Here is a 13495-nt window from a genome sequence, read left to right as displayed (position 1 = left end):
CTTATGGGGAAACTACGCCCTCTCAGGCCCTCCAGGAATAACCACACGGGTGATCCTTGTCACATATGTGCCGAATTTACCCGAATGCGGGTCAGCACAGCCTTTGCCCAACCTACATTCTGCCATAGCGTTATTGCATTCCGCGTCACGCAGAACTTGTTGCATCAGTTGATCGCACCGGGCCTGCCCGCTTGTCCTCCGTCCGGGAAGCGTTGCAGGCCGCGGCTTCATTTAAATCGGAGCACAATCATGTCCGAAAAGTTTGTGGTTGAACATTGCGAGGGCGTCGTCACGCTTGCCCGTCTCCAGTTCTTTGATATCAGCCGGTCAGACCTCAAGGAGGAACACAAGGCCTGGCTCAGGCGGCATGTCGTTCCGCTGCTGAGGGGCAATGGCAGCATCAGCGTGGTCGGCCTGTCCAGCAGAAGCGGCAAGGCCGCCTTCAACCAGGCCCTGTCCAAGAAACGGGCCGTTGCCGTCCAGCTCTTCCTTGAGGAAAGCCTCCAGAAAAGCTTCCCATTCGACCTCGTCGACGGTCTCGGCGAATCCCTGGCCGAGGAGATGGGCCAGGAAGATGGTGTCGAGGACGGCCAGTTCCGGGCCGTCATGATTTACGTGCACTCGCTGCCGACGCCGCCCAATCCGAAAGTCATCAAGACGCCGAAGAAGATGAAGCCGAAACCGAAGAAGGCCTCGACCTTGTGGGTCGGCATCGGCGAAAGCCATTCCGGCGACCTCGTCGCCGTTGGGCGCTACAACTGGAACGGCCGCCTCTACAGGGCCAGCGCGGATGACGGCGGTTTCGTCGACTATGTGGACCTCATGGCGGATGGCTGGAAGCTTGGCGGCGGTCTCGGCGGCAGCGTTGGCGCGATTGTGATCGTGGCCCATGGCGTGAAGTCGCCGCACGAGTTCAACAAGAAGGGGGAATGGTCCGACTGGGATCTCGATCTCGCCATTGGCGGCAAGCTGGGCGACGTCCTCAAGGGCCTCAAGGGCATCGGCAAGATCGTCACGACCATGGAGAAATACGAGGAACTCAGCCATGCGGCGATCGAGATCACCAAGAACAAGGGGTTCGTGAAAAAAGGCCTCTACACAATTCCGATGCTCGGCGTCGGGGCGGGCCTGCATGTCTGGACGGGCCGCAAATACGGAGATGTTTCCGTGATCTCGGTTGGCAGAACCAAGATGACTTAGGTCCTGCTTTCTCCTGCTTGCCAAAACGGGCCGGGACGTCCTGTCTTCCGCGCTTCCCGTTCCGGAAAGTCCCGCCGTGAACTGCACAGTGAACGCGCAATTCGCGGTGGCCGAACGGAAACCGGAAGTGCCACGGGACGCCCTCCCGGGGAGGAGGTTTCCAGTTCGCAAACGTCCTTGTCCGACCTGTGAAGCAGATTGTTGCGGCCATTTCCGGTGGACCTCGAAGAGGCGGCCAAACGGGACGAACATCAGGTTTTCGCGGCCGATTTCAACTCGATTTCAACTCGATGCCCAATTTGCAGGCACAGGCGCCGCGACATTGCTCTTTGACAGCTTTCAGAATTTTGCCATGATTGCTCAAGAAGGTAGCATAGGTGAAGGGGAGGCAATGTCGGACGAACGCACGTTCTTCAACGAAATGCTCGACGAGGCAGGCGCGCCGCGCCCGTGCTATGCAAGGCTCGCCAAGTGGCTGGACGACAAGCCCGCCAATTTCCTTTCCCGCAAGAGCAAGGACGCCGAAACGATCTTCCGCCGGCTCGGCATCACCTTTGCGGTTTATGGAGCCGAGGAAGCCACCGAACGGCTCATTCCCTTCGATCCGATCCCACGCATCATCTCGGCCGCGGAGTGGCGGCGCCTGTCCGCGGGCATCGACCAGCGCGTGCGCGCCCTGAACGCCTTTTTGCACGACATCTACCACCGCCAGGAGATTATTCGGGCCGGGCGGATACCCGCCAACCTCATTCTGCAGAACGAGGCCTTCCTGCCCGAAATGGCCGGCTTCACACCGGCGCGCAAGGTTTATTCCCATATCATCGGCACGGATCTCGTGCGGGTCTCGGAAAACGAATTCTACGTGCTGGAAGACAACACCCGCACACCGTCCGGCGTCTCCTACATGATGGAGAACCGCGAGACGATGATCCGGCTGTTTCCGGAATTGTTCCAGACCCACCACGTCGCCTCGGTCGACCAATACCCCGAGAACCTCTTGCAGACGCTGGAGAGCGTCGCGCCGGACCCCTCGAAATCCAACCAGACCATCGTCGTGCTGACACCCGGGATCTACAACTCAGCCTATTTCGAACATGCCTTTCTGGCGGATTCCATGGGGGTCGAGCTTGTCGAGGGCCGGGACCTCTTCGTCGATGCCGGCCATGTCTACATGCGCACGACGCGGGAACCCCGGCAGGTCGACGTGATTTACCGGCGCATCGACGACGCGTTCCTGGACCCCCTCACCTTCAATCCGGACAGCATGCTCGGCGTACCGGGTCTCTTCGACGCCTATCGTGCGGGCAATGTCACCATCTGCAACGCTCCCGGCACCGGCATCGCGGACGACAAGGCGATCTACGCCTATGTTCCAGACATCATCGAATTCTATACCGGTCAAAAACCGATCCTGAACAACGTGCCGACCTGGAACTGTTCCCGGCCGGATGATCTCGCCTATGTGCTCGACAACCTCGAGGACATCGTCGTCAAGGAAGTGCACGGGTCAGGCGGATACGGCATGCTCATCGGCCCGACGGCCTCAAAGCGGGAAATCGCCGAGTTCCGGAAAATTCTCGAGACAAATCCGGGCAATTACATCGCGCAGCCCACCCTGGCCCTGTCCGCCTGCCCGACCCATGTGGCCTCGGGTGTGGCGCCGCGCCATGTGGATCTCAGGCCCTTTGTCCTGATCGGGGACCAGGTGCGCATCACGCCGGGAGGCCTGACACGGGTCGCCCTGAAAAAAGGCTCGCTCGTCGTCAATTCCAGCCAGGGCGGCGGCACCAAAGACACCTGGGTTCTGGAGGATTGAGAAACAGATGCTTGGAAGAACCGCCTCTTCGCTGTTTTGGCTGTCCCGCTACTTTGAGCGTGCCCAGAACCTGACCCGCTTGCTGGAAGTGGCCTATCGCGGCGCCATCATGTCCCATACCGGCCAGGAACACGGCACCCACTGGACCTTTGCCCTGGCCAATTCGGGAACGGAGGCCGGCTACAAGGAGAAGTATGACGAGCTGACAATGCGTCAGGTCACGTCCTACATGATCTTTTCAAAGGACAATCCCTCGAGCATCCGCTCCTGCCTGGAACTTGGCCGCAACAACGCGCGCGCGGTTCGTACCGGCATCACGGCGGAACTCTGGGAAGCCATCAACACGACCTGGATCGAATTTGCCGAGACCAACCCCCAATCGGTCACCCAGGACAAGCTGCCCGATTTTCTCGCCTGGATTAACCAGCGCGCGCACCTGTTTCGCGGGGCCCTGCTCAACACGATCCTGCGGGACGACGGATATTTCTTCAGCCAGATGGGCAATTTCGTGGAGCGGGCCGACAACACGGCGCGCATCCTGAACACGCAATGCTGGTCGCTCCTGCCGGACAACGACATTGTCGATGACGGGGCCATGGAACGCTATCAATGGTCAGCCATCTTGCGCGCCTTGTCCGGGCGCCGGAGTTACCGTTTCGCCTATCCGAATTCCCGGCTGAAGGCCTTCAACATTGCCGAGTTCCTGATCCTGCGGACGGAAATGCCGAGATCCCTGGCCCACTGCTACGACTGGATCGCGGAAACGGCCGAGGATCTCGCCCAGTTCTACGGTTCCCGTGAACCAAGCCTCGACCTGGCGGCGGACCTGTCGCGCGAGCTCACGGAAAAACAGATGCACGAGATCTACCAGCAGGGACTGCATGAGTTCCTGACCGATTTCATCGGCAAGAACAACCAGTTCGCCCACCAGCTCTGCGAAGACTACAATTTCTCCTGACCTTTCAACCCGACCCGGTGCCATATGCGACTGACCGTCCGACACACCACCCGCTACCGCTACGAGACCCCCCTGGCCAACGCCATGCAGCAGTTGCGGCTGACCCCGGAAAACGGGCCCGCCCAGACGATCGTCGACTGGTCCATCGAAGCGCCGGGCATCGAACGCGCCACCACCTACAAGGACGCTTTCGGCAACCAGGTTCACATGGTGTCCCGCAGCGAACCGGTTGAGGACGTTGAAATCACCGCCACAGGCATCGTCGACACCACCGACACGAGCGGCGTGCTCGGTTTTGAGCCCGACGCCGGGGCCCCACCGCGGCTTTACACCCGCGTGACCCCGCTGACCCAGGCAAACCAGGCGATCCGCAAATTGGCGGCCCACGCGGAAAGTCACGACAAGATCGCCGGCTTTCACGCACTCATGCACGCGATCCGCGACAAGGTCGATTACAAGACCGGCGTAACGGAAACCCATGCCCCGGCGACATCCGTCCTGGCGGCCGGCGAAGGCGTCTGCCAGGACCACGCGCATATCTTCATCGCCGCCGCCCGCTCCCTCGGCATTCCTGCCCGCTATGTCTCGGGCTATCTGCTGCTGGAGGATGAACAGGCCTCCGAGGCGCACCACGCCTGGGCGGAAGTGATGATCAACGGTCTTGGATGGACCGGATTTGACATATCCAACACTATGTGTCCGACAGATCGCTATATTCGCTTGACGGTTGGCCTTGATTCCCGTTCTGCTGCCCCGATCAGGGGGATCCGTTTTGGCGGGCTGGAGGAAAACCTGCAGGTTGAAGTGGACGTGGTGCAGGCCGCGTTTCAGCAGCAACAGCAGTGAACGTCCATTCCGGACGCCGGAGCCGGTTGTTCCCCGACAGACTTTTGCGTGACCTTGCCTGAAGGGCTTGAGAATGACCTATTGCGTCGGCTTGAAACTGGACCGCGGACTAGTGTTCGCCGCGGACACCCGCACCAATGCGGGTGTCGACAATGTCTCCGTCTACAAGAAGCTGCATGTCTGGGAAGAGCCCGGTGACCGGGTGATCACGCTGCTGTCTGCCGGCAACCTGGCTGTCACGCAGGCCGTCATTTCGCTGCTCACCGAACACATAGGCACTGCAGATTCCGAACGTGCGACCCTGATGACCGCCAAGACCATGTTCCAGGTCGCCCGCCTGGTCGGCAGCGCCGTGCGCGAGGTCAAGGCGATCGACGGTGAAGCGCTTGCGGCCAGCGCCGACAATTTCTTCGTCACCTTCATTCTGGGCGGGCAGATCAAGGGCGAGGAACCGCGGCTCTTCCAGATCTACGCAGCCGGCAACTTCATCGAGGTCTGCGAGGACACACCGTTTCTGCAGATCGGCGAGCACAAATACGGCAAGCCCATTCTGGACCGGGTCACGCGCTCCGACATGCGTCTCGGCGAGGCCGCCAAGCTGGTGCTCCTGTCCTTCGACAGCACCCTGCGTTCCAACCTTTCGGTCGGCATGCCGATCGACATGCTGCTCTACAACACCGACACCTTCTCCACCGACCGCCAGGTGCGGATCGAACAGGACGATCCCTATTTCCAGAAACTCTCCCGCGGCTGGTCCGACAAGCTCCGTCAGGCCTTCGCCGAGATCGAGGAATTCGAGGTGTGACGCCAGCGCGGCCCTGTCAGCGCACCGTCACATTCGGGCATTAGAAGCAGTCCGGCCCCGTCCGGAGAATGAGACCCAATGAACCAGTCCAGCGCCGTCGCAGACCTCGAAGACGTTTCCTGGACCCGGGAACCCGCACAGGAACCACTTCAAGAGAACGACGCCGCGATCCATGCGGTCCGCGAAATGATCAAGGCCGACAAGCGCGGCCCTATTGTCGAGCTGCTCAAACGCTGGGACCCTGTCGACGTCATGCAGCTGCTCACACGGCTGCGCCTGAAACACGCCCGCAAGCTGTTCCAGTGGCTGCCGGCCAACCCGTCGATCAAGGTTGTCGCAGAACTGCGTCCGGAATTCCGCTCCCTTCTGATGGAAGAATCCACGCTTGAGCAGTTCCACGACATTCTGGACGGGCTGGATCCGGAAGACGCCGTCGAGATCCTGAACGAGTTTCCGGACGACGTCGCCCATGAACTGATCTCCCGCTTGGAGGATATCGACGAAATCGGCACGCGTGGCGGTTACGCCGACGATACGGCAGGCCGGGTAATGGCGCGTAAGTTCGTTGCCTTGCCGGAACACTGCACCACCGGCGAGGCCGTGGCCCAGATGCGCGCGGAAGCGGACCGTATCCGCAAGATCTTCACAGTCTATGTCACCGATGACGAAGGCAAGCTGACCGGAACCGTGGAGGTTGGCCGGCTGCTGCTGGCGCCCGCCGACACGCCGCTGCGCGACATCATGAACCGCGACGTGCTCACCGTCTCCGGCGACACCGACCAGGAGGAGGTGCTGCGCCTGGCACGCAAGCGCGACATGCGCACCGTGCCCGTGGTCAGCCCGGAAGGGTATCTGATCGGACGTGTCACCCCGAAGCAACTGACCCGGATCGCCTCTGACGAGGCCAACGAGGACATGCTGCTGATGAGCGGCGTGTCGGCGGAATCGCGCTCGGACGACACGGTGCTGAGAATTGTCAAAAGGCGCCTGCCCTGGCTGCTGGCCGGCCTTGTCGGCGCCAGCGTGGCCGCCACGGTCGTCGGTTCCTACGAGGACCAGCTCGCAGAAGCCGCGATCCTGGCGGCCTTCATTCCGGTCACCATGTCCATGGCCGGAAATGCCGGCCTGCAGGCCTCTGCCGTGGCCGTCCAGGGCATCGCGACCGGCGCATTGTGGACCAGTGACATCGTCTACAGGCTGATGAAGGAGCTGTTCGCGGCGCTCTGCAACGGCACCGTCGCCGGCACGATCCTGGGCTGCCTGGTTCTCGGAGCATCGCTTGTGGTGCCGCTGGAGGATCCGGCACGGCTTGCCCTTGCCACGTCCCTGTCGCTTCTCTGCGTGACCACCCTCGCCGCCATGGTCGGCGCCACCGTGCCCATCCTCCTCGACAAGATCGGCATCGACCCCGCCATGGCCATCGGCGTCTTCATCACCTCGTCCAACGACGTCCTCGGCGTGCTCATCTTCTTCCTGATGGCAACCACGTTCTATCTTGGGTGAGAAAGGATGCTCTTGAAAACTTCCAAACCAAAGAATCAGCTCGCCCGCGACGTAGATGAAGTGATCAAATGACGAGGTTTCGTGAACTCAGCGGACCCAAGACTCTTCATACTTCCGGGAAACAACGCTTAAGACACTCTGGCCCAAGCGCTCCTTACCCTTCCCGCAAGATCAGGGCCGCCGCGTCGAGTTCCTTGCGTTTGTAGGCGCGGATCTGGGCGGCTTCGGCGTCTTCGCCCCAGCGCTCGATGTTGAAATCCTCTTCCACGTGAGCCGCTTTCCAGACGGCGTCCGGGTCGAGACGGTTTTCCTTGAGCGCCAGCGCCAGCAGCGCGGAGCCGGTCAGGCTGGTCGCCGTGTGCAGCGCCGCCAGCCGCAATGGCGTTTCACCCGCAATGCGGCCGCGATAGGCCGCCAGGAGCGCGTCCGGTTGCGGGGCATGGATCAGCCCCTCGATCAGCACGAACCGGCCGCCGAGCAACCCGCCGGCCCAGTCGACCACCGGATCCCACAACCGCCGCTGGGTCTCGACCAGGGTCTCCGGATCGTCGGCGCGGTAGCAAAGCGCATCATTGCCGGCAAACCTGGTGACGTCGTCGGCGACCTCATCGAAGCGGATACTGACGGCGTCCTGGGCCGAATTGGCGATCCGGGTCAGCGGCATGTTCGCCGGGTTGATTTCCTTTTCCTGCGCTTCCCACTCTGCGGCAACGGCGGCACCGAGCGCCTCGCTGGGCAGGAGCAGAAGAGCCTTGCCCGGGGTCTTGACCGGCCGGCCATCCAGATGAATGGCATAGCCACCATCGGCGGCAACATGCGTGGCAGCCTTGTAGAAACGCTTGGGCAATTCGCGCTTCGAGAGTTCGCGCGCGCGCTGCTCGGGATCTTTTGCCGCTTCTTCCTGTGCCGCTTCAAGAAAATCGCGCATCAGATTGTTTCCTTGTCGAATTTCAATATTTCAGAAAGCGCATGATCGAGACGATCAAACTCGTCGATGATCCGATCTGCACCGCCTTCCACCAGCCGGGACTGGTCATGATAGCCCCAGGTGACGCCGAGCGCATGCGCGCCGGCCGCCTTGGCCATGGCCATGTCAAAACCGGTGTCGCCGACCATCAGTGTCCGGTCCGGGTCCGCCCCGGTTTCCGCCATGGCCTTCAGGACCATGTCCGGATGGGGTTTCGACGGCGACGTGTCCGCCGTCTGGATGGTGATGAAACGACCGTGAAGGTCATGCTTGTCCAGCATGTGCCGAACGCCTCGCATCGCCTTGCCTGTAGCAATGCCCAGAAGCAGGTCGTCACGTTGGTGCAACCGCTCAATCGTTTCACGCGCGCCCGGATAAAGCGGATCCAGATCCAGTCCCTGTTCCCGCCTTGCGATCTTCGACTGCCTGTACGCAGCCGCCATGGCCGGTACCTTGTCCAGATGGGACGGCCCGACCAGGTCGAAAAAGGCTTCCTCAAGCGATCGCCCGACAATCGACAGGGCTGTTTCCCGGTCCGGCATCGCAAGCCCGACAGCGTCAAACCCGACCTGCAATCCGTGCAGGATGGTGTTCTGGCTGTCCACCAGCGTGCCGTCGACGTCAAATAGGATCAGATACATGGAAGGCCTGTTCATGGGGCTGTTGCGGCCCGCATGTGCCGGGTTTTCGTCCAAGCGTCAAGGTGCATCGGCATGCACCGACGCACGACGCAGGGTTAGTCACGAAAGTCTGCCTGGAACCCAGTAATTTTACCAATAGGCAAAGTCTTCCCATGTTAACCCTCAATTAACCGCCAAACTTTGGATATCCCCTATTTTGGACGGGCGCCCGAAAATTGCCTCTTTATCTTGGGAAACGGTCTTACGATCCGGCGCTTCAGGTTTGGTTAACCACGTTTCTAAACGCACTGGTTACCTTAACCGATGATAATCATGAGTGCGGGTGGGCACGATCGTTTGGGGCAAGCTTGTCACCAAAACATACGGATTGAAACACGCGGCCATGTGAGGCCGCGCGCAAGGGTGGTTTGTCTGAATGCTAGGGAAACAACGGGACACGGGCCGCAACGGGCACAGGACTTCCGGAAAAGGCGGCCGGACCTTTTATGCGGTGCTCGCGGGGGCAACCCTACTCATCTCAGGTTTCGCAGCGACGATCGCCGGGTTGGGCACGTCCATCTCGCCGGTACATTTGTCCGCGGACAAGACCGAAGAGCGGGCCCTGACGCTGTCGCAAGTAGATCCTGCCGGTCCGCTTGCTCTTTCAGCGAAAACGGCATCGGGCGCCGGCATCTCCGCCAGCCTTGGCGTTGCCTACCTGCCTCGGCGCAACAACATGGCGGCAAAGGCTACCCTCAACCTGCGTGACGCTCAGGCCAAGGCAGCTGCAAGGCAGGCTCGGGCCCAGCAGGCAGCCAAGACCGCTCTCGCCGCCAAGCTTGCCAGGCTGAAACTCGCCCGCACCCTTCTGGCCGCCCGGGCGCGCACCGTGGCAGCCCAGACAACCGTCACCGTCGCAGCCTTGCAGACTGCCGGCACTTCTGCGCAAGCCGCCGCGGATATTGTCGCCAAGCCGGCACCGGTCGTCGTCGCGAGCCTTGCGACCACTGTGCCGGCCAAGCCGGGCGCAATCGTACCGCCGACACCGGATCTCAAGCCCGAACCGCCGGTCCGCTCCAAACCGGCAACGGCCACCAGACGGTCCGCCGAACCCGAAGACGCCTCGCCTGTTCTTGCCTATGCGCGCCCGGGCAACCCGGAAGACGACGAGGACGGCGTCTTTGGCGGTCTCGGAAAACTCTTTGGCGGATCCAAGGGCATTCCCGGCCCCGGCAGCAAGATTGCCATCTATGACGTAAGCGCAGCCACGGTTCACATGCCGGACGGCACCAAGCTGGAAGCGCATTCCGGCATCGGCCACCGGATGGACAATCCCAAATACGCCTATGTGAAGAACCTCGGCCCGACCCCGCCGAATGTCTACCGGCTGCGCATGCGCGAACGGCGTTTCCACGGCGTCGAGGCCATCCGCATGCTGCCGATGGACCGCGCCGCCATGAAGGGCCGCGACGGCATGCTGACCCACACCCGTCTGCTGCGCCGTTCGATCGGCTCTCACGGCTGCGTTGCCTTCAAGGACTACAACAAGTTCCTCAACGCCTTCAAACGCGGCAAGGTCAAGACGCTGATCGTGGTTCCGTCCATGAACAAGCTGCCGACCTACATGGCCATGCTGGAGCGCGGCGCGGGCGCCTGACCGGCTTGCGGCGGGACGCCGGATTGGCTATGCCCGACGGGTAGACGCCTTCCCCTGCCCCGCCGGAGCCCGCCTTGACCAAGATTCTCGCTTTCTTTCTGTTCTTGGTCGCCGCGATCCAGGTGATCAAGCCGCTCGGCTGGCCGGGTCTGAAACGGCGCAAGGACGCCTGGAAGCTCGTTGCCGGCGTTGTTGTTGTCACCTTTGCCTCTGTGGTCCTGACCGCCCTGTTCCAGGGGCTTTAGGCCCGGTTCGACCAGCCAGCCTCCTATGCCGGTGTCCCCGTCAATGTCCCCTACGCTTCACCTTCTCTGCGGCAAGGTCGCCTCCGGCAAGTCGACACTGGCCGACCGGCTTGCAGCCGGACCCAACACCGTTCTCCTGCGTGAAGACGCCTGGCTCTCCAGCCTTTTTGGCAAAGACATGCACACACTCAAGGATTACGTCGAATATTCCGGCCGCTTGAAACAGGCGATTGCGCCGCACGTCGTCGCGCTTCTGAAGAACGGCACGTCCGTCGTGCTCGATTTCCAGGCCAACACGATGGACGCCAGAGCCTGGATGAGGGACCTCGTTGAGCAGGCAGGCTGCGAACACGTGCTCCACGTGCTCGACATTCCGGACGCCGTCTGCAAGGCAAGGCTGCGACAGCGCAACGCCGCGGGCGCACACGAATTCTCCGTGACCGAAGAGCAGTTCGAGCGGATCAGCGCCCATTTCCAGCGTCCGGCGGAAAACGAGGGTTTCAACCTCGAAATCCATCGGGACCCGAGTTAGCCGTCAGCGCCTGTTGAGCGAATCGTCCGGGTCGTCGACCTCCGGATCGTAATCCGTGGCGTCGAAACCAAGAAGGTTCCAGGTCTGCTGCATATGCGGCGGCAGCGGCGCGGAAACGTCGATCTGGCCGTGGCCGGAGGGATGCGGGATCACGATCCGGCGCGCAAGCAGGTGCAGCCGGTTCTGGATGCCGCCCGGCAGCTCCCAGTTCTCGATGTTGAAATACTTGTCGTCGCCGATGATCGGGTGACCGATATGGGCGGCGTGGGCCCTCAGCTGGTGCGTGCGCCCGGTGACCGGCTTCATCGTCACCCAGGACAGTTTCTGGCCGGATTTTTCAAACACCGAATAAAGCGACACGGCGTGCTGGGCATCGTCGTCGCCCTGACGGGCAACCTGCATGCGCTCCTCGCCCTCGTTGCGGGCCAGGAAGGTCGAAATCCGACCCTGGAACGGCTTGGGAACACCGGCGAGGATCGCCCAGTAGATCTTTTGCGTGTTGCGGTGGCGGAACGCCTTGGTCAGTTCTTGCGCCGCCTGGCGTGTGCGCGCGACCAGGATGATGCCGGAGGTTTCCCTGTCGAGCCGGTGCACCAGGCGCGGCTTGTTGCCTTTGCGGTCGGTAAAGGCGTCCAGCATGCCGTCGAGGTGCCGCTTCAGGCCGGACCCGCCCTGGACAGCGAGGCCGGCGGGCTTGTTCAGCACCATCACCTGGCTGTCCTCGAACAGCAGCATGTCCTCGATGGCCTTGCGGTCGTCGGCAATCAGCTTGGTCGATTTCGGCCTTGCGTTCTTCTTGTCGTCCGCCGGCAACTCGACGCCGAGCGGCGGAATACGGATCGTCTGGCCCTTGGCGATGCGCGTGTTGCTCTCCGCGCGCTTGCCGTCCACCCGGACCTGCCCGGTGCGCAGCAGCTTCTGCAGGCGGCCGAAGCCGAGCCCCGGATAATGGGTCTTGAACCAACGGTCGAGGCGCATGCCCGCCTCGTCGGCGGTCACTTGTTTCTGTTCTATCGCGGACATTGTTTTCTCAAATTCGGTTGCGGGCACAGTGCCGCCACGCATATCCCTCGCCACCGCACACCGGCGGGGCAAAATCGTTCCGCTGCGTATAGGCGGAATCGTACAGGAATGAAAGGAATTCTTACGTCGCGACCTGCCGCATGATCATCAGTCCGGCAAAGACCGCGATGATCGACAGGGCGACCGACGCCAGGATGTAGACAAGCGCAAGATGGGTGTCGCCCCGTTCCCACAGGACCGACGTGTCGAGCGAAAAGGCGGAGAACGTGGTGAAACCGCCGAGGAAACCGGTCGCCACGAAATAGCGCAGGTCCTGGAGATTGCCGGTCTCCTGTTTGACCAGCCAGCCGATGAAGAGGCCCATGATCAGCGAGCCGACGATATTCACCGTCAGCGTGCCGACCGGAAAGCCGGGACCGAACAGCCGCAGCGTCACCATGGACACCAGGTGCCGGCCGCCTGCGCCGAGGCCACCGCCCAGCATTACCAGAAGAAGATGTTTCACCCTGCAGCCCCGACCCTGTTATTCACCGGGTGCAACGGGTTTGTGTTTTTCCCCCTGCCCCATCTGTTCGAAAATCTTGACCTGGTCATCATATTTCGGGTCGATGGTGCCGCAGACCCGGTCCCAGAACGAAAAGAAATTGGCGAAATTGTACTTGAAGCGCGAATGGTGCTGGTCGTGGAACGTGACACAGACCATGGGCGACGGCAGGCGCGACATCGGCGAGGCCCAGAACTCGAAACCGGAATGGCCGATCGTGCCGTTGAAATGGTCCCACAGACGGTGAACGATCAGCACCGGGATCGGGATCGGCAGAAAGATGACGGCCCACAGGTAATAGCTCTGCATCACGAAGGCATCGACAAGGTCGTCGGAATAGGTGCTCCAGACCGTCGGCGCGACGGAGCGGTGATGCTCGGCATGGAACCGGTAGAGCCACTTGGTATGCATCAGCCGGTGGCCCCAGTAGAACCAGGTGTCGAAGGCGATGATGGAGACGACGAACATCAGGATGGCCGACCACCAGGTCAGTTCCAGCGGCGCGACCAGCGTCCAGCCCTTCATCGACAGGAAAATGCCGCCCGCCAGGCAGCCCGCGGTCACGGTCAGCGAGTAGACGCTGGCACGGATTTCCTTCCACATGCGCTTCTCGCCGCGCCGGTGCTGCTGGATCCGCCGTTCCGGATGCCGATTCTGGATCTGCACCAGAACCCAGCCGGTCGCGAAATAGAGGAACACGTTCACACCGTAGCAAGCCGCGTAGATCGGCAAAAATTCGAGCAATACTGTCAGCGCCTGTTCAAGCATGTCTTGTCTTG

14 protein-coding genes are annotated in these 13495 nt (G+C 61.7%); 9 read left to right on the top strand and 5 right to left on the bottom strand.

Features of this window, described 5'->3' with window-relative positions; translation table 11 throughout:
- Positions 1-249 precede the first annotated feature (249 nt).
- From O6760_RS20875 to mgtE, 6 genes are all read left to right on the top strand, one after another.
- Entirely contained in the window at positions 250-1200 is a 951-nt protein-coding gene (locus O6760_RS20875) for a hypothetical protein (protein WP_269581614.1), read from the top strand.
- Between the two features lie 391 nt (positions 1201-1591).
- A complete protein-coding gene (locus O6760_RS20870) occupies positions 1592-3016 on the top strand; it encodes a circularly permuted type 2 ATP-grasp protein (protein ID WP_442969812.1) in 1425 nt (474 codons plus the stop codon).
- Positions 3017-3023: 7 nt separating this feature from the next.
- A complete protein-coding gene (locus tag O6760_RS20865; RefSeq protein ID WP_269581613.1) occupies positions 3024-3974 on the top strand; it encodes an alpha-E domain-containing protein in 951 nt (316 codons plus the stop codon).
- A 24-nt stretch (positions 3975-3998) separates the two neighbouring features.
- Positions 3999-4820: a transglutaminase family protein gene (locus O6760_RS20860; protein ID WP_269581612.1), complete on the top strand. Its 822-nt coding sequence runs from the start codon at positions 3999-4001 to the stop codon at positions 4818-4820.
- Positions 4821-4893: 73 nt separating this feature from the next.
- The gene (locus O6760_RS20855; protein ID WP_269581611.1) at positions 4894-5625 is read left to right on the top strand and encodes a proteasome-type protease; all 732 of its coding nucleotides are present in this window, start codon (positions 4894-4896) and stop codon (positions 5623-5625) included.
- A gap of 78 nt (positions 5626-5703) precedes the next feature.
- Positions 5704-7128 (top strand): magnesium transporter, encoded by a 1425-nt coding sequence (mgtE, locus tag O6760_RS20850; protein WP_269581610.1) that lies wholly within the window; start codon positions 5704-5706, stop codon positions 7126-7128.
- 154 nt (positions 7129-7282) lie between these two features.
- Here the strand turns inward: mgtE and O6760_RS20845 are convergent, their stop codons facing one another.
- On the bottom strand, positions 7283-8056 hold the full coding sequence (locus O6760_RS20845) for an ATP12 family chaperone protein (protein WP_269581609.1): 774 nt from the start codon (positions 8054-8056) through the stop codon (positions 7283-7285).
- A complete protein-coding gene (locus tag O6760_RS20840; RefSeq protein WP_269581608.1) occupies positions 8056-8736 on the bottom strand; it encodes an HAD-IA family hydrolase in 681 nt (226 codons plus the stop codon). Before O6760_RS20840 ends, O6760_RS20845 begins: the two co-directional genes overlap by 1 nt.
- A 415-nt stretch (positions 8737-9151) precedes the next feature.
- Between O6760_RS20840 and O6760_RS20835 the strand changes: the two genes are divergently transcribed.
- From O6760_RS20835 to O6760_RS20825, 3 genes are all read left to right on the top strand, one after another.
- Positions 9152-10372, top strand: a complete 1221-nt coding sequence (locus tag O6760_RS20835) for a DUF2778 domain-containing protein (protein WP_269581607.1) — start codon at positions 9152-9154, stop codon at positions 10370-10372.
- Positions 10373-10446: 74 nt separating this feature from the next.
- The gene (locus O6760_RS20830; RefSeq protein WP_269581606.1) at positions 10447-10617 is read left to right on the top strand and encodes a hypothetical protein; all 171 of its coding nucleotides are present in this window, start codon (positions 10447-10449) and stop codon (positions 10615-10617) included.
- 43 nt (positions 10618-10660) lie between these two features.
- Positions 10661-11149: an AAA family ATPase gene (locus O6760_RS20825; RefSeq protein ID WP_269581605.1), complete on the top strand. Its 489-nt coding sequence runs from the start codon at positions 10661-10663 to the stop codon at positions 11147-11149.
- A gap of 3 nt (positions 11150-11152) precedes the next feature.
- On the opposite strand, the gene O6760_RS20820 is transcribed toward O6760_RS20825, so the two are convergent.
- The 3 genes from O6760_RS20820 to O6760_RS20810 all read right to left on the bottom strand — a co-directional run bounded on the left by O6760_RS20820 (position 11153) and on the right by O6760_RS20810 (position 13484).
- Entirely contained in the window at positions 11153-12172 is a 1020-nt protein-coding gene (locus O6760_RS20820) for an RluA family pseudouridine synthase (RefSeq protein WP_269581604.1), read from the bottom strand.
- A 121-nt stretch (positions 12173-12293) separates the two neighbouring features.
- Positions 12294-12677 carry a fluoride efflux transporter CrcB gene (crcB, locus tag O6760_RS20815; protein ID WP_269581603.1) on the bottom strand — a complete coding sequence of 128 codons (384 nt, stop codon included), beginning with the start codon at positions 12675-12677 and terminating at the stop codon, positions 12294-12296.
- Between the two features lie 18 nt (positions 12678-12695).
- Positions 12696-13484 (bottom strand): sterol desaturase family protein, encoded by a 789-nt coding sequence (locus O6760_RS20810; RefSeq protein ID WP_269581602.1) that lies wholly within the window; start codon positions 13482-13484, stop codon positions 12696-12698.
- Positions 13485-13495 lie beyond the last annotated feature (11 nt).

This window comes from Roseibium sp. Sym1 (assembly GCF_027359675.1).
Lineage (GTDB): Bacteria > Pseudomonadota > Alphaproteobacteria > Rhizobiales > Stappiaceae > Roseibium.
This window is presented reverse-complemented; position numbering and strand designations above follow the sequence as displayed.

Excerpts from the sequence above, each read along its gene's own strand:
- O6760_RS20875 (WP_269581614.1), top strand. The coding sequence starts at position 250 with ATGTCCGAAAAGTTTGTGGTTGAACATTGCGAGGGCGTCGTCACGCTT.
- O6760_RS20870 (WP_442969812.1), top strand. The coding sequence starts at position 1,592 with ATGTCGGACGAACGCACGTTCTTCAACGAAATGCTCGACGAGGCAGGC.
- O6760_RS20865 (WP_269581613.1), top strand. The coding sequence starts at position 3,024 with ATGCTTGGAAGAACCGCCTCTTCGCTGTTTTGGCTGTCCCGCTACTTT.
- O6760_RS20860 (WP_269581612.1), top strand. The coding sequence starts at position 3,999 with ATGCGACTGACCGTCCGACACACCACCCGCTACCGCTACGAGACCCCC.
- O6760_RS20855 (WP_269581611.1), top strand. The coding sequence starts at position 4,894 with ATGACCTATTGCGTCGGCTTGAAACTGGACCGCGGACTAGTGTTCGCC.
- mgtE (WP_269581610.1), top strand. The coding sequence starts at position 5,704 with ATGAACCAGTCCAGCGCCGTCGCAGACCTCGAAGACGTTTCCTGGACC.
- O6760_RS20845 (WP_269581609.1), bottom strand. The coding sequence starts at position 8,056 with ATGCGCGATTTTCTTGAAGCGGCACAGGAAGAAGCGGCAAAAGATCCC.
- O6760_RS20840 (WP_269581608.1), bottom strand. The coding sequence starts at position 8,736 with ATGTATCTGATCCTATTTGACGTCGACGGCACGCTGGTGGACAGCCAG.
- O6760_RS20835 (WP_269581607.1), top strand. The coding sequence starts at position 9,152 with ATGCTAGGGAAACAACGGGACACGGGCCGCAACGGGCACAGGACTTCC.
- O6760_RS20825 (WP_269581605.1), top strand. The coding sequence starts at position 10,661 with ATGTCCCCTACGCTTCACCTTCTCTGCGGCAAGGTCGCCTCCGGCAAG.
- O6760_RS20820 (WP_269581604.1), bottom strand. The coding sequence starts at position 12,172 with ATGTCCGCGATAGAACAGAAACAAGTGACCGCCGACGAGGCGGGCATG.
- O6760_RS20810 (WP_269581602.1), bottom strand. The coding sequence starts at position 13,484 with ATGCTTGAACAGGCGCTGACAGTATTGCTCGAATTTTTGCCGATCTAC.